This window comes from Agromyces sp. GL_144 (assembly GCF_057834305.1).
Genome location: NZ_CM174399.1, coordinates 213,412 through 234,043, shown reverse-complemented (window position 1 = coordinate 234,043; position 20,632 = coordinate 213,412). Strand labels below are relative to the sequence as shown.

Sequence of the window (20,632 nt, the reverse complement as noted above, 5' to 3'; positions counted from 1 at the left end):
GGGCGGCGTCTGCTCGGCGACTAGCCGCTCGTCTCCTCGGCGGGCGGCGTCGGTCCGTCGGTCGGAGGATCGGGGTCCGGCGTCGGTTCCGGTGTCGGCTCGGGCTCCGGCGGCGGGCAGAGCTCGCCGGTCCGCTCGATCGGCTCGAGTGCGCCGAATGCTCCGACGAAGACGAGGTCGAAGGTCACGGCGAGCGGCGCGTTCGTCGGATCGGGAACCGTCCAACCACGGACTTCCGCCGAGCCGCGAGCCGCGTCGGACACGTTCGCGAAGACCGTGTCGGGCGAAGATCCATTGTTCACCGGTGCGGGGAAGCACTGAGGAGCGAAGTCGACCGTCACCTCGGTGGGCGCCGTCTTCGCCACGATCGCGACCTCGTCGGAGCACTTCGTGTCGAACCACCGCTGTTTGCAGGTCTTCACCTTGACGTCGCCGGGCACGCCCCAGGTGTTCAGCACGAAGTCGTCGCGCCACGAGTCGTACATCTTGTACGTGGCACGGAAGCCACCGCTCACGTTGACCTGGGGGCCCTGCTGCAGCCGGTACTCGAAGTGGTCGCCGCCACCTGAAGGCGTCGTCGCCACGGTGTAGCTCAGCGTTCCGTCGGGCAGATCGACATCGTGGATCGTGTCGGTACGCACCGTCGCGGATTCGGCGATGCCGTAGCCGTTCGACGCGCAGGCCTTGACGTAGAACCGCTCGCGCTCGGCGAGCCCGGAGATCGTCGTCGACGACGACTCGATCTCGGCACCCGACGTCTGCAACCCTCCGTCGCCGTCGACCCAGCAACGTGCATCGCCGTTGCGCCAGGCGAGGTAACGCACGTCTGACGCGCGTGCGCTGAAGTTCGCATCGAGCCCGATGCCCGATACGAGGATCGAGGTGTTCGACGAGGACGCCGCGGAGATGGCGTTCGGGCTCAGCACCGGCGAACCCGCAACGGTCACCGGAACCGCCTTCGTGCCGCCCTCGTTGCCGCCACGGCCGGTGGGCGGCTCGAAGATGCTGACCGGCACGAGGGTCAGCATCTGGGGGCCTGGAGCGAGCGTGAGCTCGACCGTCGTCGTCTGGCCGCGGCGGTCGATGACCTCGCCGGTCTCGACCACGCGGAACGCCCGGGCGTCCCGCTCGGCGGTGATGCTCAGCACGACGACGCCGCTGTGCCGCGAGGTTCGACCCTCGCGGTACACGGGCTCGGCGGAGGCGTCTGCGATGCCGGGCGCCTGGTAGCTCCAGGCCGTCACGGGGTTCGTCGCCGTCGAGACGCCGACGCCGTTGACGGCGCGCGCGGAGAGATCGTGGCGTTCGCCGGGCACGAGCCCCGGCACGGTGCACCACCAGACGCCCGGCGCGCGCGGACCGCAGTCGGCAGGAACGGTGCGCCCGCCCTCGAGCACCTCGATGCCGGTGAGGTCGGGGTGCGCGCGCAGCGCCTCGCCGAGCGAGACCTCGAGCGTCACGCTCGAGGCCGTGTAGTCGGCTGTGGACACACCCGCCGGAGCCTGCGGCAGGCCCAGCAGGTCGACGGTGAGCCGGCCCGTGCCGGCACGCCCCTGGGCGTCGGCGACGGTGAACGGAATGACGCATTCGCCGCCGAAGGCGTTCTCTCCGCTCGGCCAGGTGACCTGGATCGAGCGGTCGTCGGCGGCGCGAACGGTCGCGACCTGGCACGACGTGGCGCCGGCGCCGAGCCCGGTCAGCTTCAGGCCCGAGCCGGTCTTGCCGGCGAACGGGTCGTACTCCCCCGAGACCCCGATCACGGTGATCGTGCAGGAGGCGCCATCGCCGACCGAGCACTGCTGCGTGAGCACCGCACCGCGCGGGGCATCCGCCGGCGCAGCACCCACGACCAGCGAGATGGCGGAGGTCAGGCCGCCGAACGCGCCGACGTCGATCGTCACGGTCTCGCGCGTGCCGGGGCGGGCGTCGGCATGCGCCGAGATGCTCACGCTGTCGCCGGCCTGCTCGACCGTGAACGCGCTGCCCGAGTAGGAGACGGCGTAGTCGAGCTTCGCGCGATCGCCGTCTCGTCCGCCCTCCCACGTGGTCATCTCGTCGTAGAGCGCGACCGTCTCGGACGCACCGGGCGCGACCGTTCGGCTCACGGCCGAGAGGATCGCCTGCGGGTCCTTCGGGATGATCGAGATCGGCACGCCGATCCACGACCAGCGCTGCTGGCCGTCGAGGCGCACCGGGATCAGGCAGTGGTCGCTCCACGGGGCCTCGCGGCCCGCGGCGTACTCCACCTCGCCGCCGTTCGCGGGGCGGCAGGTCGCGGCCGCGCGCTGCACGGCGTACTGGTCGGCGGCCTCGATCTCGACCGCGTCGCCGGAGGGCAGGTCGAGCAGCGCGCGCACGTCGAACGCGACGGTCTGCTCCTCGCCGACCTCGACGGGCTCGACGCCGGCGCGCAGCTGCACGCGGAGGTCGTCGGATGCCGGGACCACGAGGAATCCGAACGCCTCGGCCTCGCGGCCCGCACGGTCGGTGCCGTGCACGCGGAACGGCACGAGCGCGCCCTTCTCGGGCGTGGGCCCGACGATGCGCTGACCGGAGACCCGGTACGCCTTGCTCGCGCCGCCCCACAGCTCGACCTGGAGCTCGCCGAGTTCGCCCGACGCCCACACCACGTGCCCGGAGACCACGTCGATGCCCTCGTCGGGCAGCTGGGCCCGCGAGCGCGCGGTCACGATCGTGTCGGACACGATCGGCGCATCGGGCGACTCGGTCTCGGTCACGCTGACGACGACGAGCCCCTCGGCCGTGCTCGACGTGCGCGCGGACTTCACGGTGTACCGGTACGAGTTGGTGCCTGCGACGTCACCGGGGTGCAGCACGACCCGGCCGTCGTCGAGCGAGGTCGAGTCGTCGACGAGAGCCTCGAGCCGCGCGTACTCGGAGCTGCCCTCGGGCGCGTTCGGCACGAGGCCGATGAGCGAGAGCTCGCCCTGCGCCGGGTCGAGGTCGTTGCCGGCCGGCTCGACCGTGACCGGCGACGGAGCGTTCTGCTGGGCGCGCACGTAGTCGCTGAACGTCACGGGCGCGGCATCGGTCACGGCTGCCGTGAGCACGCCGATGCGCACCCTGGCGGTGCCCTCGTCGCCCGAGGCGTCGCGCACGGTGTACTCGAAGGCGGGCTGGTCGGCGCCGGTGCCGTTCGCCGGCGCGCTGTAGACGATGGCGTCGCCCTCGGCCGAGATCGTCGCGATGCCGAGCCCGGTGGCGGGCTGGGTCACCGAGGTGAGCACGGTGCGGTCGCCGTCAGGGTCCATGCCGGTCGAGGGCACCGGCACGCGCACGCTCTGCCCGCTGAGCACGCGGGCGACGAGCAGGCGGGGCTCCGGTGCACGGTTGGCGCCGGAGGGCAGCACGGTCACCGTGATCGTGCTGTGGTCGAGCCGCTCCGGCGCCTGCTCGAGCCCCACGGCGTAGCCGAGCTCGTAGGTGCCCGGCGTCGACGGCGCGAGGTAGCGCACGCGGTCGCCCGAGGCGAAGGCGAGCTCGCCGTCGGCGCCGGAGGAACTGACCTCGGGGTGCACGACGAGTCGTTCGCCGCGCGGGCTGACGTCGTTGTCGGTGACGCGGATGTCGATGAGCTCGCCGGCGCGCATCGTGACGGTGTCGGGCATGGCGATGGGGCTGAGCCCGACCGAGGGCGCCACGAGGAACACCGCGAGATCGCCGACCGCGGTGCCGCCTGCGCCGTCGGAGATGGAGATCTTGGCCCGCCCCACCAGGCCGGCCCGGCCGTCGAGGGTCACGCCCGTCGCCCGGACCTGGGTCTGGGAGACCACTCCGACGCCGAGCTCGGGCGACGAGGACGTCACCCCCGTGACGACGAGCACGCGACCCGTCGTGTTCTGGGCGGCGTCGAGCACGTCGATGAGCGCGTCTTCTCCGGCACGGACGAAGGTCGTGATGGGGGCGATCGCGAGCGGCGCGCCGGCGACCGCGACCGTGACCCGGATCGACGCCGTCTGCTCGGCCCTCGTCACGAGGTCCTGCACGGTGAAGGTCGCGAGATAGGCGCCGGGCTCGTCGGCCGAGAGCTCGATCTCGCCCGACGACGCATTCGGCACGACCGACAGGCCGCCGCTCGCGGCCGTGGTGGTGGGCACCGCGTCGAGCAGCCGGAGGGAGCCGGATCCGCCGCTCACATGGTCGGCGACCTGCACCGTCGCCGCCTCGCCGGCCCCGGTCGTGACGGCGACGGGTGAGAGGTCGAGCGCGGCGCTCGAGCTGACCCGGAGGTCGAGCGTGGCCTCGGCGGTCGCGCCCCGCTCATCGGCGATGGTCAGGCGCACCTGCACCTTCTCGGCGGCCGCGTTCGGGTCGGTGTGGCGCACCGCGACCCGGCCGTCGGCCATGGGCACCACCGAGATCGGCGCCGAGGGGTCGACGGGTTGCGCGTCGGCGAGCACGAAGGCGTCGCCCTCGGGGTCGACCCAGCCGGAGAGCACGGAGACGAGCGCCGTGCCGCCCGGCATCAGCTCGGGCGCGGGCCAGCGCTGCACGCAGGCGTCGACACCGCACCAGACGGGCGCGGTGTTCACGTCGTCGGGAACCACGGTGAGCGTGACCGTGACGGGCGCGGAGCTCGCCGCGCCATCCGTCACCGCATAGGTGAAGGTCGTGCTGCCGGATTCCGCTCGCACGCGCACGGTGGGCGTCTGGTCGTTCGAGACGAGCGCGAGCTCCCCGAAGGCTGGATCGGCGAGCCCGCCGGTGATCGAGGCGGGGTCGACCGTGAGCACGTCCTTGGCATTGGGGTCGTGGTCGTTCAGCAGCACGGGCAGCTCGACCTGCTGCCCGGCGCGCACGCCGAAGCTGTCGGCCACGGCGACGGGCGGCTCCTGGCGGGCGAGGTCCTCGATCTCCTCGGTGCCGACGCGGTCCTCGATCTCGTCGTCGAGCTCCCACTGCGCGAGCGGCACCAGCCGGCCGTCGGGAACGGTCCAGACCATGCCGGAGGACGTCTCGTTGAGCACGGCGCGATCGCCGTTGCCGCGGAGCACGGGCGTGAGCGACTGCGCTCCGTCTTGGTCGCGGTCGCCCTCGGGCAGCTCGAGCGGCACGGTGGCGCCGCCGTCGCTCGTCCAGGCCGTTCCGCCGTCGATCGAGAGCCAGGCGGCGAAGACCGCGTCGCCGACGACGATGGGCTGGGCGGGGGTTCCGTCCGCGTCCACGATGCGCTGCGACTCGCCGCTGCCGTCGACGGACAGTTCGACGAGGCCCTCCGAATCGGCGATGACGACGGATGCCGCGGTGTCGGCGCCCTGCTGAAGCCGGGCGTCGCCCGCCACGTCGACCTCGACCGGCTCGGGGTCGCCGGTGATCCAGACACGCCCGTCGGCGGCATCGAACAGCACCCACTTCGATGCGGCGAGCGTGAGCTCGAGTCGCGCATCGGCCGCCGGGGCGTCGTCGATCGCGGCCGCATCGCCCACGAACTCGCCGGTCGCGGCATCGTAGAGGCGCACGGCCTCTTCACGGGCCGAGTACATCGCGACGAGGCCGTCGGGCGAGACGCCGACCGTGGTCGCCGCGTAGGTCTCGTCCTCATCGGCGTCGTCGCCGTCGGTGCCGTCGGTGCCGTCGCCGCCGCCCTCGGCCTCGCGCTCGGCGTACGGATCGACCGGCGCGGCCTCGTCGCCGTCGAGCCGGCCCACGTGCACCGTGCCGGTGTCGGTGCGGTACACGACCCACTCGTCGGCCGTCACGACGTCGCGCGTGCCGGTGGGCGTCGGGAGCGATCCGGCGCCGTCGTCGGAGACGAGGTCGGCGGGATCGGCCGGGTCGATGGGCCAGCGTTGCCGTGACCCCTGGGTGTAGACGGAGGTCTCGGCGCCGGCCTGCACGACGGTGCTCGGGTCGTCGACGTCGCGCACGACGTCGATCTCCGCCAGGTCGGTGTTCACCCGCGCGTACTGCCCGGAGTCGCGCGTGACCCACACCGAGGTCTCGACGCGCGGCACCTCTTGCGCCTCGTACCCGTTCGCGGTGACCGCGAGCGTGGCCACGATCGCCACCGCGGCGACGCCCGCGACCGAGGCGATGATCGCGCTGCGGCGACCGGCGGCCGGCGAGGTTCGTCGAGCCGCCATCAGATCACGCCCGTGAGCAGGAGTGCGGCGGCGCCGCCGGCGAGCACGACGACGGCCGCGCCGACGCCGATGAGCGCGGGCTTCAGCCAGCCGCCGCGGCTGCCCGTGGGCGCGAGTCCGCCGGCGTCGACCACGGCGGCGCTCGCGCGTGCCTCGGCCGTGGCCGCCGCGCGGCCGGCCCGACGCGAGTCGGGGTTCACGGTCGTGACGATCGGCCCGCGCTGGGTCGCCTCGCCGAAGGAGATGTGCGCGGCCGACGCCCACTCGGGCGAGGCGACCTCGAGGCTCGTGGGGGCGACGCCGAGCTCGTACTGCGCCCAGCGGAGCTGTTCGCCGAGCTCCGCCATCGAGGCGTACCGGCGGGCGGGGTCGCGCTGCATGGCCGTGGCGAGCACGGTGTCGATGCGGGCGGGCACGCCGCGCGGGGCGAGCGGCGTGTACTTGGCGCCGAGGACCCGGCGCGACAGCTGGTCGACGGAGTTGCGGCTGCGGTCGGCCAGTTCGAACGGGCTGTGCCCGGCGAGCAGCGTGTACAGGGTCGCGCCGAGGCTCCAGACCTCGGTCGCGACGGTGCCGGTCGTGCGTTCGCCCAGCACCTCGGGCGCACTCCACGGGATGGACATGGCGAAGGTCTCGCCCCCGCCGCCCTCGCCGATGGCGCCCGCGATGCCGAAGTCGGCGAGCACGGGGGCACCGAGCGAGTTCACGAGCAGGTTCGACGGCTTGATGTCGCGGTGCAGCAGCCCCGAGCGGTGCGCGGTCTCGAGCGCCCCGGCCATGCGCACGCCGATGTCGAGCACGTCGCCGGCGGGCATCGGTCCGCGCTTGACGCGGGCACCGAGCGATTCGGGGCAGTACTCCATGACGAGGTACGGCCGGCCGTCGGAGGAGATCGACGCCTGGTGGATCGTGACGATCGAGGGGTGGGCGCTGACCCGCGCCATCGCGTCGGCTTCGACCGTGAACGCCCGTCGGGCCTCTGGATCGACGACGTCGACGAGCAACACCTTGACGGCGGTGACGCGCCTCGGCAGGTCTTGCTCGTAGAGGAAGACGTCGGCGAATCCGCCCGCGCCGAGCGGACGCACGTAGCTGTAGCCCGCCAGCACCGGGGGCGCGGACGGCAAGCGTTTCGGCACGACCTGCTCCCCTTCTGCCGGCGTACGTCGAGTCACCGGCAGACCGGTAGATCGTCTCGGGATTGCGGATGCGTCGACGGGTCGCGCCCGCGGCATCCGCGCAACATCCTAAGCGAGGTCGCCCGGCGGGCCGAATCGGCCTGTGGACAGGGCTGTTCGGTTCAGTCGTCGTCAGCCGACGCAGTGCCCCCGTGAGCCGACGCAGTGGTCGGCGCCGGCATGCTCAGTCGGCGTCGAGGGGGGTCTCGCCGAGCTTCAGCCGGTCGATGAGCGCGGCGGAGTGGTTGGTGCTCAGGATGATGCGTGCGAACTCGCCGCCCGCGAGCTCGAGCACGACGGCCTGCCGCTTGCCCTTGACGATCACGAAGTCGAGCCCGCCGTGATACTTCCATGCACCGACGGCGACGACGAGCGGCACGACGCTGCCCCTGGTGCGGATGCCGCGGATCCACACCCACGGGTCGTCGGTGATCGTCGCCGATCGGATGTCGTCGCGCTGCACCACGATGTCGTCGGCGCGCAGGGCGAGCGACTTCTCGGCCGGGGTGAGGTGAACCTCGATCCGGTCGGGGTGCACGCGAAGCTGAGCCATGGATCCATCCTGCCCGAGTCGTCCGACATGCGGTGGGTCGACGCCCGGCAACGCGGAAACGGTTCGATACCGTTATGCACCCGTGACCGTCGCCGCACCGAACGTAACCGTTGACTCCGGTTACCGCCCGCTCGCACCGTTCTCAGGAACCCGGGTCCGAGGTGCGCCCCTTCTTCAGGAGGAATCCGCCGCGATCGCCGCTGCGGTCGCAAGAACTCCTGAGAAAGCCGGGGGGTGATCAGGAGGGGCGAGCGGATGCCGCGGCGCGGGCCGCTGCCGGAAGCGCGTCGAGGATGCGACCGATCGCCGCCTCGTCATGCGCGGCCGTGACGAACCACGCCTCGAACACCGACGGCGGAAGCGAGACGCCCGCGTCGAGCATCGCGTGGAAGAACGGGGCGTAGCGCCACGACTCCTGGCGCTGCACGCTCGCGTAGTCGCGCACGCCGCCGGCAGCGGCATCGGCGCCGAACGCGAAGCTGAAGAGGTTGCCCGCGCGCTGCACGGCGTGGGCGACGCCCTCGGCGGCGAGCGCGTCGGAGACCGCGGCGCTGATCGTCGCGGCGGCGCCGTCGAGGTGCGCGTACACCGAGGCATCCGCCGCCCGGAGCGTGGCGACGCCCGCGGCGACCGCGACCGGATTGCCCGAGAGCGTGCCCGCCTGGTAGACGGGGCCGAGCGGGGCGAGCTGGTCCATGATGTCGGTGCGGCCGCCGAGCGCGGCGACGGGCATGCCGCCGCCGATGACCTTGCCGAACGTCATGAGGTCGGGCGTGTACGCACCGGCGGTGCCGGACTCGAGCCCCCACCAGCCGGCCGAAGAGACGCGGAAGCCCGTGAGCACCTCGTCGCTGATGACGAGCGAGCCGTTCGCGTGCGCGAGCTCGACGAGCGCGGCGTTGAAGCCGGGCTCCGGCGGCACGACGCCCATGTTCGCGGCGGCGGCCTCGACGATGACGGCCGCGATGCGGTCGCCGTGCTCGGCGAAGGCCGCGCGAACGGCGTCGAGGTCGTTGTAGGGCAGCACGAGCGTGAGCGCCGCGATGTCGGCGGGCACGCCGGCCGAGCCGGGCAGGGCGAACGTCGCGAGGCCCGAGCCCGCCTCGGCGAGCAGGCCGTCGGAGTGGCCGTGGTAGTGGCCGGCGAACTTCACGAGCACGTCGCGGCCCGTGAATCCGCGGGCGAGGCGGATGGCGCTCATGGTCGCCTCGGTGCCGGTGCTCACGAGTCGCAGCTTCTCGACCGGGGCGACGCGGGCCTCGACGAGTTCGGCGAGCTCGGTCTCGGCGGGCGTGGACGAGCCGAACGAGAGGCCTCGGCTCGCGGCATCCGTCACCGCCTGGATGACGCGCGGGTCGGCGTGACCCAGGATCGCGGGCCCCCAGCCGGCGACGAGGTCGACGTACTCGCGACCCTCGACGTCGGTGACGTACGCGCCGCGCGCGCTCACGAGGAAGCGCGGGGTGCCGCCCACCGAGCGGAACGCGCGCACGGGCGAGTTGACCCCGCCCGGGATCGCGGCCTGCGCGCGGGCGAAGAGCTCGGCGTTGCCCGGGGCGGCCGGGGCGTCGGCGTGGCGGGCGGTCATGCGAGGTCCCCCTTGCGGATCCACTCGGCCAGTTCGACGGCCCAGTAGGTGAGCACGGCATCGGCGCCGGCACGACGGATGCCGCGCACCGACTCGATCACGGCGCGCTTGCGGTCGATCCAGCCATGCGCGGCGGCGGCCTCGATCATCGCGTACTCGCCCGACACCTGGTACGCCCAGACCGGCACGTCGGATGCCGCGGCCACATCGGCCAGCACGTCGAGGTAGCTGCCCGCGGGCTTGACCATGACGATGTCGGCACCCTCGTCGATGTCGAGCATCGCCTCGCGCAACCCCTCGCGACGGTTGCCGGGGTCGAGCTGGTACGAGCGGCGGTCGCCCTCGAGCGTGGACTCGACCGCGTCGCGGAACGGACCGTAGAACGCCGACGCGTACTTCGCCGAGTAGGCCATGAGCACCACGTCTTGGTGGCCGCCGCCGTCGAGCGCGTCGCGCACCGCGGCGACCTGGCCGTCCATCATGCCGCTGAGGCCGAGCAGCTCGGAGCCGGCGCGCGCCTGCTCGAGCGCCATGGCCGTGTACCGCTCGAGCGTCGCGTCGTTGTCGACCCGCCCGCGATCGTCGAGCACGCCGCAGTGCCCGTGGTCGGTGAACTCGTCGAGGCAGAGGTCGGTCTGCACCACGAGCGAGCCGGCGGATGCCGAGGTCGCGACGCGCGTGGCCACGTTGAGGATGCCCTCGGGGTCGGTGGCACCCGACCCGCGCGCATCGCGCTGCTCGGGCACGCCGAACAGCATGACGCCGCCGACGCCGGCGGCCGCGGCCTCGGCGACCGCCTGCGGGAGGCTGTCGAGCGTGTGCTGCACGACGCCCGGCATCGAGGAGATCGGCACCGGGGCGCTCGCGCCCTCGCGCACGAACACGGGCAGCACGAGCTCGGCCGGGTCGAGACGCGTCTCGGACACGAGGCGGCGCAGGGCCGGCGTCTCGCGAAGGCGCCGCGGGCGGATGCGGGGGGCAGGCGTGGAAGTCACCGCACAAGCCTACGTCGCCGCGATTGCGGAGGGCCCGAGAGCGCGTGATAGCTTCGCCCGATGCTCCGCCGCCGCTCCCCCGACCGCGCCCGCCATGCCCGTCGCCTCGATCTGCAGGGCTCCGTGTGCGTCGTCACCGGCGCGGCCAGCGGCATGGGGCTCGAGTCGGCACGGCTGCTCGCGGCGCGCGGCGCCTCACTCGCGCTCGTCGACCGCAACCGCGAGGCGCTCGAACGACTCGCGTCCGAGTTGCGGGCGCACGCGGCATCCGTCAGCACCCATGTCGTGGACCTCGCCGACCTCGACGCCGTCGCCGCGCTGCCCGACCCGGTGCTCGCCGCCCACCGCCATGTCGACGTGCTGCTCAACTGCGCGGGCGTCTCGATGCTCGGGCGGTTCGAGCAGCTCACGCTCGAGGAGTTCCGCTGGGTGGTCGACATCAACCTCTGGGGAACCGTCGCGATGGTGCGGGCGTTCCTGCCCGCACTGCGCGAACGACCCGCGGCGCACATCGCGAACGTCGCGAGCCTCTACGCCCTCGGCGCACCGGCCGGACGCGTGCCCTACGTGACCTCGAAGTTCGCGGTGCGCGGGTTCACCGACGCGCTGCGGCACGAGCTCGAGGCGACGGATGTCTCGGTGTCGGCCGTGTACCCCGGCGGCGTGCAGACCGGCATCATCCACCACGCCCGCGTCGCGGCATCCGTGCCGGCAGAGGTCGCGGAGCGGGCCGCGAACGCCCAGTCCGCGCTGTACCGCACGACGCCCGTGCAGGCCGCCGAGCGCATCGTCGACGGCATCGAGCGGCGTCGGCCCCGCGTCTTCATCGGGCGCGATGCGCGCCTCACCGACCTCGTCACGCGCCTCGCACCCGTCGGCTACTGGTCGCTCATGCGCGGCATCGTGGCGAAGGCGGGCGACACGGCGGCGCCCGCCTCCTGACCCCCGCAGCGGATGCGGCGGCCTGCGGCGTCAGCCCTTGAGCCCCGTCTGCGCGAGCCCCTCGACGAACTGCTTCTGCGCGAACACGAACACGATGAGCACCGGGAGCGCCGTGAGCGTCGCGGCCGCGAGCTGCGTGTTCCACATCTCGCCGCCGTACGCATCGGTGTAGCGGGTCAACGCCTGCGGCAGCGTGAACAGCTCCGGCGTCTGCAGGTAGACCGTCGGCTCGAGGTACAGGTTCCAGACGTGAAGGAACGTGAAGATCGCCACCGCGGCGAGCGCCGATCGGCTGAGCGGCAGCGCGATCGACCAGTAGATGCGCCAGCGCCCGAGCCCGTCGATGCGCGCCGCCTCCTCGAGCTCCACCGGCAGCGTGATGAAGTACTGCCGCATGATGAACGTCGCGAGCACGCTCGGCGCCCCGAACGTCGTCACGAGGATGAGCGGCCAATGCGTGTCGATCATGCCCCAGGCGTTGAACATCTGGAACAGCGGCACGATCGTGACCTCGGCGGGGATCAGCAGGCCCGTCAGCACGATGACGAACAGCACGCCCTGCCCGCGGAAGCGGATGCGGGCGAACGCGTACCCCGCCATCGAGGAGAAGAGCATGGTGCCCGCCGTCACGAGCACCGCGATGTACATCGAGTTGAAGTACTGCAGTGCGAACGGCTGCACGGTGAACGCCGCGACGTAGCCGTCCAGCGTCGGATCCGACGGCCAGAGCTCCGGAGGGAACGCGAAGATCCGGTTGATCGGCTTGAACGACGACGTGATCATCCACCAGGTCGGGAAGACGAACGGCACGGCGATCAGGCTCAGCACGCCGTAGAACACGACCTTGCGCCACGGGCTCTGCGGCGGGCGGCGTGCCGACGAGGAGCGGATGCCGCCGGCCTGGCGGCCGGAATCGTCGCCTGCGATGGCGTCGCCGGCGGAACCTGCCCGGGCGGCGCGCGGAACCGCCATCGGTCCTGGCACCGTCGGCACCGGGGCATCCGTCGCCCGGTCTTCGGACTGCATGACGGCCTCAGTTCTCATAGAAGACCCATCTCTTGCGGAGCTGCCACTGCAGCACGGTGAGCACGAGCACGATGGCGAACAGCAGGATCGAGAGCGTCGAGCCGTAGCCGAAGTGGTGGAAGTCGAACGCCTGCTGGAACAGGTAGTAGACGAGCACGGTCGTCGAGATGCCCGGACCGCCCTGGGTGAGCACGGCGATCTGCGCGAACACCTGCAGCGAGCCCACGATGGTGATGATCGAGGTGAGCAGGATCGTGGGCGAGATGAGCGGCACGGTGATGCGCCAGAACAGCTGACGGTCGGATGCCCCGTCCATGCGCGCGGCCTCCTGCACCTCCTGCGGCACCCCCTGGAGCGCCGCGAGGAAGAGCACCATGTTGAGGCCGACGTTCTTGAACACCTGCACGACGATGACCGACGCCATCGCGGTCGGGCCCTCGCGGAGCCAGTTCGGCCCGTCGATGCCGACGAGCTGGAGCAGGCCGTTGATGCCGCCGTTGTCCTGCATCAGGAAGCCCCACACGATCGTCCATGCGACGAGCGAGACGACCACGGGCGAGAAGAAGATCGTGCGGAAGAAGGTCATGCCGGCGACCTTGCGGTTCAGCAGCACGGCGAGGAGCAGGGCGAGTCCGAGGTTGAGCACCACGAGCCCGACCGAGAACACGCCGGTGGCCTGGAGCACCGGCGCGATCTTCGGGTCGGCGAACAGCTTCTCGAAGTTCTCGGTGCCGACGAATCGGAAGGTGCCGGCGAGCACGTTCCACTCGTTGAGCGAGTACCAGAAGATGAGACCCAGCGGCACGAGCACGAAGAGCACGATGCCGATGAACTGTGGGGCGATGAACAGGTAGCCCGTGAGCTGGTCCCGCGTCGCGTAGCTCGGCGTGAACCGGCGACGCGATCGCGCGGCGGGCGTCGGGGCGGCCCCCGGCCGGGCGGGTGCCCGGCCGGGAGTCGTCACGGTGGCGTCGGCCATGTGCGGTCGTGCCTCTCTCAGCCCGCCAGCAGCGGGTCGATGGCCGTGCAGACGTCGGCGAGCGTTCCGGGGACGTCGGCATCGGGGACCCAGAGCGCGTCGAGCGCACTGCGCACCTCCTGGCCGATCTCGGCCGAGTCGGTGTGGCTCGGCCGGGTCACGCCGGTCTCGATGCCGGGGATCACGACGTCTTGGATCTGCTCGGGCGTGAGCGTCGGGTTGGTCGCGGCCAGCGTCTCGACGTTGAGCTGCGAGACACGGGGCGGCGGGAAGTACTGCGCGAGTTGCTCGGAGTTCTCGGGGTTCGTGAAGAACGCGAGGAAGTCCGCCGCGACCTGGGCGTTCGGGCCGTCGGCCAGCACGCCGATGCCGGCCTGGCCCACCATCGAGTACTCGCCGGCGGGGCCCTCGGGCAGCGGCAGCAGGTTCCAGGCGAAGTCGCCCGTGAGCAGCGACGCACGAGAGATCTGCGTCACGGTGAAGGCCGACTCGCCCGCGAAGTAGTCCGCCGTGGTGCCGGGGCCGGGCATCGACTGCTCGGTGAACGCCGCGTCGTGCAGGAACTCGAACGCGTCGGCCATCTCCGGTGAGTCGAACGTGCACTGGGTGCCGTCCTCACTCCATGGCGCGGCTCCCCACCCCATCCACACCGACGCGAGGTTGTCCCACGTCGTGTAGTCGAAGTCGCGGATCACGAAACCGGCCTTGCCGGTCTGCTCGTGCACCGCGGCGCCGGCTTCGGAGACGCCCTCCCAGTTCCAGTCGCCCGCGGCCTGCATCTCGGCGGCGGTCGGCAGCCCGGCCTGCTTCAGCAGGTCGTCGTTCGAGAACATCACGAACGGCGACGTCGAGAACGGGTACGCGACGAGCGCGCCCGAATCGTCGTGCCAGAGCGCGGTCGCACTCTCGGAGAGGTCGTCGAACTCGTAGCCCTCGGTGGCCTCGAGCGTCTCGTCGAGCGGGAGCAGCGCTCCCGAGTCGACGAAGTCGGGGGCCGCGTTCTCGAGGATCCACGCGAGGTCGGGCGCGCTGCCGCCTGCGATCTGCGTGGTGACCGTCGTGGTGTAGTCCTCGAACGGCAGCGGGTCGAACGTGATCGACTCGACCTCGGGGTGGTCGGCCATGTACGCGTCCGCGATCGAGTCGAACAGCGCCAGGTGGTCCTCGTTCGAGGTCCAGATGGTCATGCGCAATTCGACGTTCTCGGGTGTCTCCTCGGGTGCTGCGCCGCCCGAGCACGCCGCGAGGGCGAGCATCGCCGCGGTGGCCAGGCCGGCCCCCGTCAGCGCCTTTGCTGATCTCATCATCTCTCCTAGTATCCGGAGACGCCGGCTGGCCAATGCAGCTCGGCGCCCCTCTTCGTGAGCAGGGCTTGGAACTCCGCGAGGAGTTCCGGACTGGTGCGGATCGCTCGCGGGCGGGACGCGCGATCGAGGCAGAAGGCCGCGAGGCGGCCCGCTGCTTCGCCGATGTTCCACTCCACCGGGTGCAGCCGGAAGGCACCGTTGGTGATGTGGGTGGTACCGGCGTTCTTGCCCGCGGGCAGGAGGTTCTCCAGCCGGCGGGGGATCAGGGCTCCGAGGGGGATCTCGAAGGGGCGGGAGGGCAGGTCGAGGTAGTTGTCGCCGCCCGTGGTGGGGTGCAGGTCGATGCGGTACATGCCGACGCCGACCGAGTCGGCGAACGTGGCCGGACCGGTCTCGCCGGTCGCCGCGATCGACAGGTCGAGTTCGGTGACGGTGGTCTCGGCGAGGATGCGCCGTGACTCGCGGATGTAGGGTGCCATCGCGAGCCCGTCGGGTCCCTGCGTGAGGTCCGATCGCAGCCGCAGTCCGGGAAATCCGGTGCCGCCGTCGGGCCTGGGCGCCTCGGTCTGCAGCCAGTAGAGCATCGAGAGCGACTGCTGCCTGGCGGATGCCTCGCGCTCCGCGCGCACGGTCTCGGGCACGTCGACGATGGGCCCGCCCACATGGTCGATCATGGGCCAGTTCACGAGCACGACGTCGCTGGGGTACGTGCCGGGCTCGAAGTTGTGCCTGGCGACGATGCGGCGGAACGTCCAGAGTTCGCGGTCGCCCGCGTCTTCGCGCTGGTCTGCGACGCGTTCGGCGTCGATACCCGCGTTCGGGGTGAAGGTGCGGGTCGTGATCTCGAGGCTTCGCGGGTCGGGGCCGGTGAGCGAGATCATCGGAGCACCCCAATAGGCGGGCTGGGCGGTGCGCCACGAGTCGTATTCGGCCGGCCGGTCGATGGTGTGATCGCCGTCGACGTGGTCCACGACGAAGCACCAGCTGAACGCCTGCTGGTTGCCGGGCTGCGCCTCGTCGGGGGCGCTCGGCTCGCCGGTGTCGTGCCGGGACTCGAAGCCCGTGACGTACTCGGCCTCCGTGAGGGGCAGCAGGTCGCCGAGCTCGGTCGCATCGATCACGTAGTCGGCGATGACGGTCGTCTCCGCACCGCCGTCGAGGCTGCGGAAGGTCACCGACTCGACGCGGTCACGGTCGACGGATGCCGCGACGGGCACGGTCGGCTGCAGGATCGTGAGCCGACCCGTCGCCCGATACGGCGCGAGCATCTCCTCGATCACGGCGACGCCCACGAGCGGCTCGGCACAGACGCGCCCGACGAGGCCGGACCCGGGATTCAGGTGCGGATCGTTTCGCGCGGCCTCGGTGAGCGGGTAGTTGCGGCGGTAGTAGTCGCGGATGCCGTCGCGGAGCGCGCGGTAGCGGGCCGTGGTGCCGAACGACTCGACCCAGGTGTGCTCGTCCATCGGCACCCCCTGGCTCGTGAGCTGCCCGCCGAGCCAGCGGTACTCCTCGGTGAGCACGACCGAGCGGCCGGCCTCGAGCACTCCGAGCGCGGCGGCGACCCCGCCCAGGCCGCCGCCGGCGATGAGGACCTCGGTGCGGAGTTCCGTCGAGGTGGTTCGGGTGGTCATGCGTCTGCCTCCGGATTCGCCGGGAGGCTCGGGGCCGCGAGCGTCGTGCCCGCGAGCGTCGGGCACGGCAGGGTCTGCCGGAGCTCGGCTTCGGCGACCTCGTCGTCGGGATCGAGGATGCGGGCGAGCAGGCTCGTCGCCGCCGCCGCGAGTTCGGTGCGCGGCGGGCTGAGCCGTGTGAACTCGACGCGACCTCCGCCCCTGCCCGGCTCGGAGAGCACGATCATGCCGAGTTCCCGCGGCACGTCGACCCCGTCGCGCTCGGCGAGCGCGAGCAGGCGCTCGGCCCACTCGGCGGTCTCGATGACGACGACCGTCGCCCCCGAGGAACGGATCGCCTCCCAGTCGCGTTCGAGGTCGTCGCCGAGCGACGGAATGGCCACGAGATCTGCCACGGCCGAGTCGCCGCCGCGGCGCTCGAGCTCGTCGAGCACGCCCGCGCGGCGGTCGAGCACCGACTCGCCGCGGCTGTCGACGTGGAGGAACGCGAAGCGGCGATGGCCGAGTTCCCAAGCCTCGCCCACGAGGCGTGCGGTGCCGCTCGCGTAGTCGATGGCCACGTACGGCACTCCGTCGACGTCGCGTCGGCCGACGGCGACGAACGGGAAGCCGTCGGCGACAAGTCGCTCGAGCTCGACGTGGTCCATCTCGACGCCGAGGAGGAGGCATCCGTCGGCCAGGCGCAGCCGATTGTGCTCGTGCAGCAGTCGGCGCGTGCCGTTCACGACGGGGGCGCTCGTGAAGAGCAGCAGATCGCAGCCGAGGTTCTCAGCTGCCTGCTCGATGCCGCTGAGCAACGGGGCGTAGAAGTCCTGGCTCTCGGTCGGGAACGCGGGCTCGTAGGTGAAGACGCCGAGGATCTTGTTGCCGACGCCCGCGAGGCGGCGCGCGGCCGGGTCGGCGACGTACCCGGTCTCGCGCAGCACCTTCAGCACGCGCTCGCGGGTCTCTTCGGGGATGCGCGCATCACCGTCGGCCTTGTCGTTCAGCACGAGCGAGACGGTCGCCTGGCTCACGCCGGCGAGCTCGGCGATGCGGCGCTGCGTGATGCGCCGGGGCGGGGTCTGGGAAGTCGTCATCGAGATCCTTCGGGGTCTTGTCCTGCGATGCTAATCCGCATTAGCGTGGACATTACCTGATGCTAATGCGCATTAGCAACCCGATCCACCAGATTCGTCCCGAATGGGACCGGGCCCGTGGGGTGTCGGGTATCCGCATATCGAAGGAGATCTGCATGTCATCCCGTCGGCGCTTCCGCGCCTCCCTCGCCGGCGTCGCCCTCGCGGCGCTGGCCCTCGCCCTGACACCGTTCGCCGCGGTGCCCGCCGCGACCGCGGCGGAACCGTTCCCGCAGTTCGTGTACGAGGGGGTGATCACCGACAAGGAGAAGATGATCTACAACCCCACGGACGAGTACATCTTCCCGAGCATCTTCCACGCCGGGGCGTACCTCGACGACCCGCTCGGCGAGTGGTACCTCTACCTCGCGCCGCACGATGCGCCGGCCGGCATCATGCTCATGTACGCCGACTCCCTCGACGGCCCGTGGACCGAGTACGAGGCCAACCCCATCATCGCGAGCGACTGGGCGCCGTACTACGACGTCTCCCATGTCTCCTCCCCCGACGCCATCTGGAACGACGGGGCCGATGCGCTGTTCCTGTACTTCCACGGCGAGAACTCGGTCTCGCGGTACGCGACCTCGAGCGACGGCATCCACTTCGACTACGGAGACGTCGTGGTGTCCAACTCGATGGGCGGCACGGGCGTCACCGAGACGAGCTACGCCCGCGTCTTCGAGCATCCGGATCCATCGTCGGAGTACCGCTACGGGATGTTCTACATGGCGAACTTCACCGACAACCACCGGCGCATCAAGCTCGCCGAATCGATCGACGGCATCACCTGGGTCGTGCGACCGGGCAACCTCGTCGAGCCCGGCACGGGCGACAGCGGGAACGTGTCGGGTGCCAATCTCTGGGAGTGGGGTGGCCAGCTGTACGTCATCTACCACAACTCCACGGGCAACACGATGGCGCGCACGATCGATCCGACGCTCTCGGACGTCGGCCCCGCGCAGGTGCTGCACCGTTCGAGCGGCGTCGGTGAAGACGTCGGCCGGGTCGCCGCCCCCGAGATCGTGGAGGAGGGCGAGGACACCTACCTGTTCTACGAGTCGGGCGACCGGCTCGGCGCGACGATCGCCTACGCGAAGGCGGACCCGGATGCCGAGCCTCCGGTGCAGCCCGAACCGGTCGCCTGGCCGACCGACCCCGCCGACCCGACGTTCGAGCACTGCGCTGCAGTCGGTTCCGACGAGTTCGACGGCGCCGCACTCTCGACGGGCTGGGACCGCGTCGTCCGCGACGACTCCTCCCGCCACGCCGTCGGCGACGGTGTGCTGACGATCCCGGCGTATGCCGGCGGGGTCGCCGCGGCATCACTCCCCCAGCAGAAGCTGCCAGAGGGCCCGTGGCAGCTCACCACCAAGGTGCACATCGACGTCTCGCAGCGCTTCCAGCAGGCAGGCCTCCTGCTCTACGCGTCGGACACGGTCTACGGCAAGTTCGATCTCGGCCAGGCCACGGGCGGCAAGACACTCGAGGTCGTGCGATACCTGAACGGCGACAACCGGCAGGACAGCGCCGCGCCGGCCGTGCGCGAGGCCGACACGGTGTGGCTCCGTCTCACGAGCGACGGGCTCACGATCCAGCCGGGAGTGTCGTACGACGGTGTCGCGTTCAGCGACTACGGACGTGCATTCTCGATGGCCGAGACCCCGTTCACGCACGTCGGCCCGTACGCCTTCCGCGGCACCTCCGGCGCCGAAGAGGTGGATGCGACGTTCGAATGGCTCCGCTGGTCACCGCGGCCCGAGGCGTATGAAACGTGCGTCGCCGGCGGCGCGCCGGCCGACGGCGTGCTCAGCTCGACCAGCGGATGGGCGACGGGGCTCGATGACGGCGACTTCGAGGTGCGGATGAACCTCTGGTGGGGCACCAACGCCCGCGAGTTCCGCCTGTACGAGAACGACGAGTTGATCGCCACCGTGCCGCTCGAGGCGGCGACTCCGGCGGCGCAATCCGCGGCGGTGCCGGTCACGGGCCGCCCCGACGGCACGTACGTCTACCGCGGCGTGCTCGAGAACGACTTCGGCACGACCGACCTCGAACCGCTGACGGTCGAGGTGACGGATGCAGCGCCTGCGCGTCCGGTGCTCCGGAACACGGATTGGGATGACGACGGAGACCTGACCCTCGAGGCGAACCTCTGGTGGGGCACGAACGCCTCCACGTGGGAACTCCGGCAGGACGGGGCATCCGTCGCCACCGGGACGCTCGAGGCGGCGACGCCGTCGGCACAGCATGTCGAGATCCCGGTCACCGGGCTTGCAACCGGTGCGCACACGTTCGTGATCGCATTCTCCAACCACGCGGGCACGACCGAGTCGCAGCCGATCACGGTCGTCGTCGAGGGCTGACCCGTCTCCGTGCGTCCTGCCCGGCCTCGAGCCGGGCGGGGCGCGCGGACCCGGGCTCAGGCGTGGGCGATGGCGGCGCCGACGACGGCGTCGATGAGCGACTCGGCGCTGCGCTCGCGGGCCACGACGTCGACCCGGAGGCCGAGCTCGGCGGCGTCGCGCTGCGTCTGCGGGCCGATGGCCGCGACGAGGATCGACTCGGGGATGGGGCCGAGCTGCTCCTGCACCTGCTCGGCGACGCTGCCCGAGGTCACGAGCACGGCGTTCACCCGCCCGGAGCGCACGTCGTCGACGACCTTCTGCGCCACGGGCACGCCGACGGTGCGGTAGGCGACGACCGCCTCGACGTGGTGGCCGGCCTCGGCGAGGCCGATCGAGAGCACCTGCTTGGCGATGGCCGAGCGCAGCGCGAGCACGCGGAGTCCGCGGGCGCCGTCGGTCGCGGCCTCCCACTCTTCGAGCAGGCCCTTGGCCGAGTTGTCTTCGGAGGGCACGATGTCGGCGTGGTACCCGGCGGCCACGAGCGCGGCCGCGGTCGTCTCGCCGACCGCGGCGACCCTCGTGGTCTCGGGGATCACGGCGTCGTACGAGGAGAGCACGTCGACCGTGGTGGCGCTCGTGACGGTCAGCCAGTCGAACGCGCCGTCGGCGAGCCGCGCGAGCGCCGCCTCGAGGGCGGGCTGGTCGTCGGTGGGCGCGAAGTTGATGAGCGGGGCGATGATCGGGGTCGCACCGCGCGCCCGCAGCGCACCCGCCACGCCGTCGCCCCACGGGCCGCCACGGGGCACGAGCACGCGCCATCCGCTCAGCGGCTTGCCGGCATGCGAGGGCAACCCGATGGCCCC

General features: G+C 71.7%; 13 protein-coding genes. 2 read left to right on the top strand and 11 right to left on the bottom strand.

What is annotated here, in order from left to right; all coding sequences use genetic code 11:
• Positions 1 to 20 precede the first annotated feature (20 nt).
• From AC3IPY_RS00980 to hemB, 5 genes are all read right to left on the bottom strand, one after another.
• Positions 21 to 6,104 (bottom strand): Ig-like domain-containing protein, encoded by a 6,084-nt coding sequence (locus AC3IPY_RS00980; protein WP_489186129.1) that lies wholly within the window; start codon positions 6,102 to 6,104, stop codon positions 21 to 23.
• Entirely contained in the window at positions 6,104 to 7,243 is a 1,140-nt protein-coding gene (locus AC3IPY_RS00975) for a serine/threonine-protein kinase (protein WP_489186128.1), read from the bottom strand. The genes AC3IPY_RS00980 and AC3IPY_RS00975 overlap by 1 nt, the downstream gene beginning before the upstream one ends.
• Before the next feature lie 223 nt (positions 7,244 to 7,466).
• The gene (locus AC3IPY_RS00970; RefSeq protein ID WP_489186127.1) at positions 7,467 to 7,835 is read right to left on the bottom strand and encodes a hypothetical protein; all 369 of its coding nucleotides are present in this window, start codon (positions 7,833 to 7,835) and stop codon (positions 7,467 to 7,469) included.
• A 238-nt stretch (positions 7,836 to 8,073) separates the two neighbouring features.
• Positions 8,074 to 9,423, bottom strand: coding sequence for a glutamate-1-semialdehyde 2,1-aminomutase (hemL, locus tag AC3IPY_RS00965; RefSeq protein WP_489186126.1), 1,350 nt, complete (start codon positions 9,421 to 9,423; stop codon positions 8,074 to 8,076).
• Positions 9,420 to 10,418: a porphobilinogen synthase gene (hemB, locus tag AC3IPY_RS00960; RefSeq protein WP_489186125.1), complete on the bottom strand. Its 999-nt coding sequence runs from the start codon at positions 10,416 to 10,418 to the stop codon at positions 9,420 to 9,422. Before hemB ends, hemL begins: the two co-directional genes overlap by 4 nt.
• 60 nt (positions 10,419 to 10,478) lie before the next feature.
• On the opposite strand from hemB, the gene AC3IPY_RS00955 reads away from it, so the two are divergent.
• A complete protein-coding gene (locus AC3IPY_RS00955) occupies positions 10,479 to 11,360 on the top strand; it encodes an SDR family NAD(P)-dependent oxidoreductase (RefSeq protein WP_489186124.1) in 882 nt (293 codons plus the stop codon).
• Positions 11,361 to 11,390: 30 nt separating this feature from the next.
• Here the strand turns inward: AC3IPY_RS00955 and AC3IPY_RS00950 are convergent, their stop codons facing one another.
• From AC3IPY_RS00950 to AC3IPY_RS00930, 5 genes are read right to left on the bottom strand one after another with little or no spacing between them, the layout of a single operon-like run.
• On the bottom strand, positions 11,391 to 12,404 hold the full coding sequence (locus AC3IPY_RS00950) for a carbohydrate ABC transporter permease (RefSeq protein ID WP_489186123.1): 1,014 nt from the start codon (positions 12,402 to 12,404) through the stop codon (positions 11,391 to 11,393).
• A complete protein-coding gene (locus AC3IPY_RS00945) occupies positions 12,394 to 13,365 on the bottom strand; it encodes a carbohydrate ABC transporter permease (protein WP_489186122.1) in 972 nt (323 codons plus the stop codon). Before AC3IPY_RS00945 ends, AC3IPY_RS00950 begins: the two co-directional genes overlap by 11 nt.
• A 17-nt stretch (positions 13,366 to 13,382) precedes the next feature.
• Positions 13,383 to 14,669, bottom strand: a complete 1,287-nt coding sequence (locus AC3IPY_RS00940; RefSeq protein ID WP_489186121.1) for an ABC transporter substrate-binding protein — start codon at positions 14,667 to 14,669, stop codon at positions 13,383 to 13,385.
• A gap of 8 nt (positions 14,670 to 14,677) precedes the next feature.
• The gene (locus AC3IPY_RS00935) at positions 14,678 to 16,306 is read right to left on the bottom strand and encodes an FAD-dependent oxidoreductase (RefSeq protein WP_489186120.1); all 1,629 of its coding nucleotides are present in this window, start codon (positions 16,304 to 16,306) and stop codon (positions 14,678 to 14,680) included.
• Positions 16,303 to 17,385: a LacI family DNA-binding transcriptional regulator gene (locus AC3IPY_RS00930; protein ID WP_489186119.1), complete on the bottom strand. Its 1,083-nt coding sequence runs from the start codon at positions 17,383 to 17,385 to the stop codon at positions 16,303 to 16,305. The genes AC3IPY_RS00935 and AC3IPY_RS00930 overlap by 4 nt, the downstream gene beginning before the upstream one ends.
• A 155-nt stretch (positions 17,386 to 17,540) precedes the next feature.
• Here AC3IPY_RS00930 and AC3IPY_RS00925 point away from each other — a divergent pair, with 155 nt between their 5' ends.
• Complete coding sequence (locus AC3IPY_RS00925; protein WP_489186118.1) at positions 17,541 to 19,787, top strand: beta-xylosidase family glycoside hydrolase; 2,247 nt, start codon at positions 17,541 to 17,543, stop codon at positions 19,785 to 19,787.
• A 56-nt stretch (positions 19,788 to 19,843) separates the two neighbouring features.
• Here the strand turns inward: AC3IPY_RS00925 and AC3IPY_RS00920 are convergent, their stop codons facing one another.
• Positions 19,844 to 20,620, bottom strand: coding sequence for a uroporphyrinogen-III synthase (locus AC3IPY_RS00920; RefSeq protein ID WP_489188397.1), 777 nt, complete (start codon positions 20,618 to 20,620; stop codon positions 19,844 to 19,846).
• Positions 20,621 to 20,632: the final 12 nt, after the last annotated feature.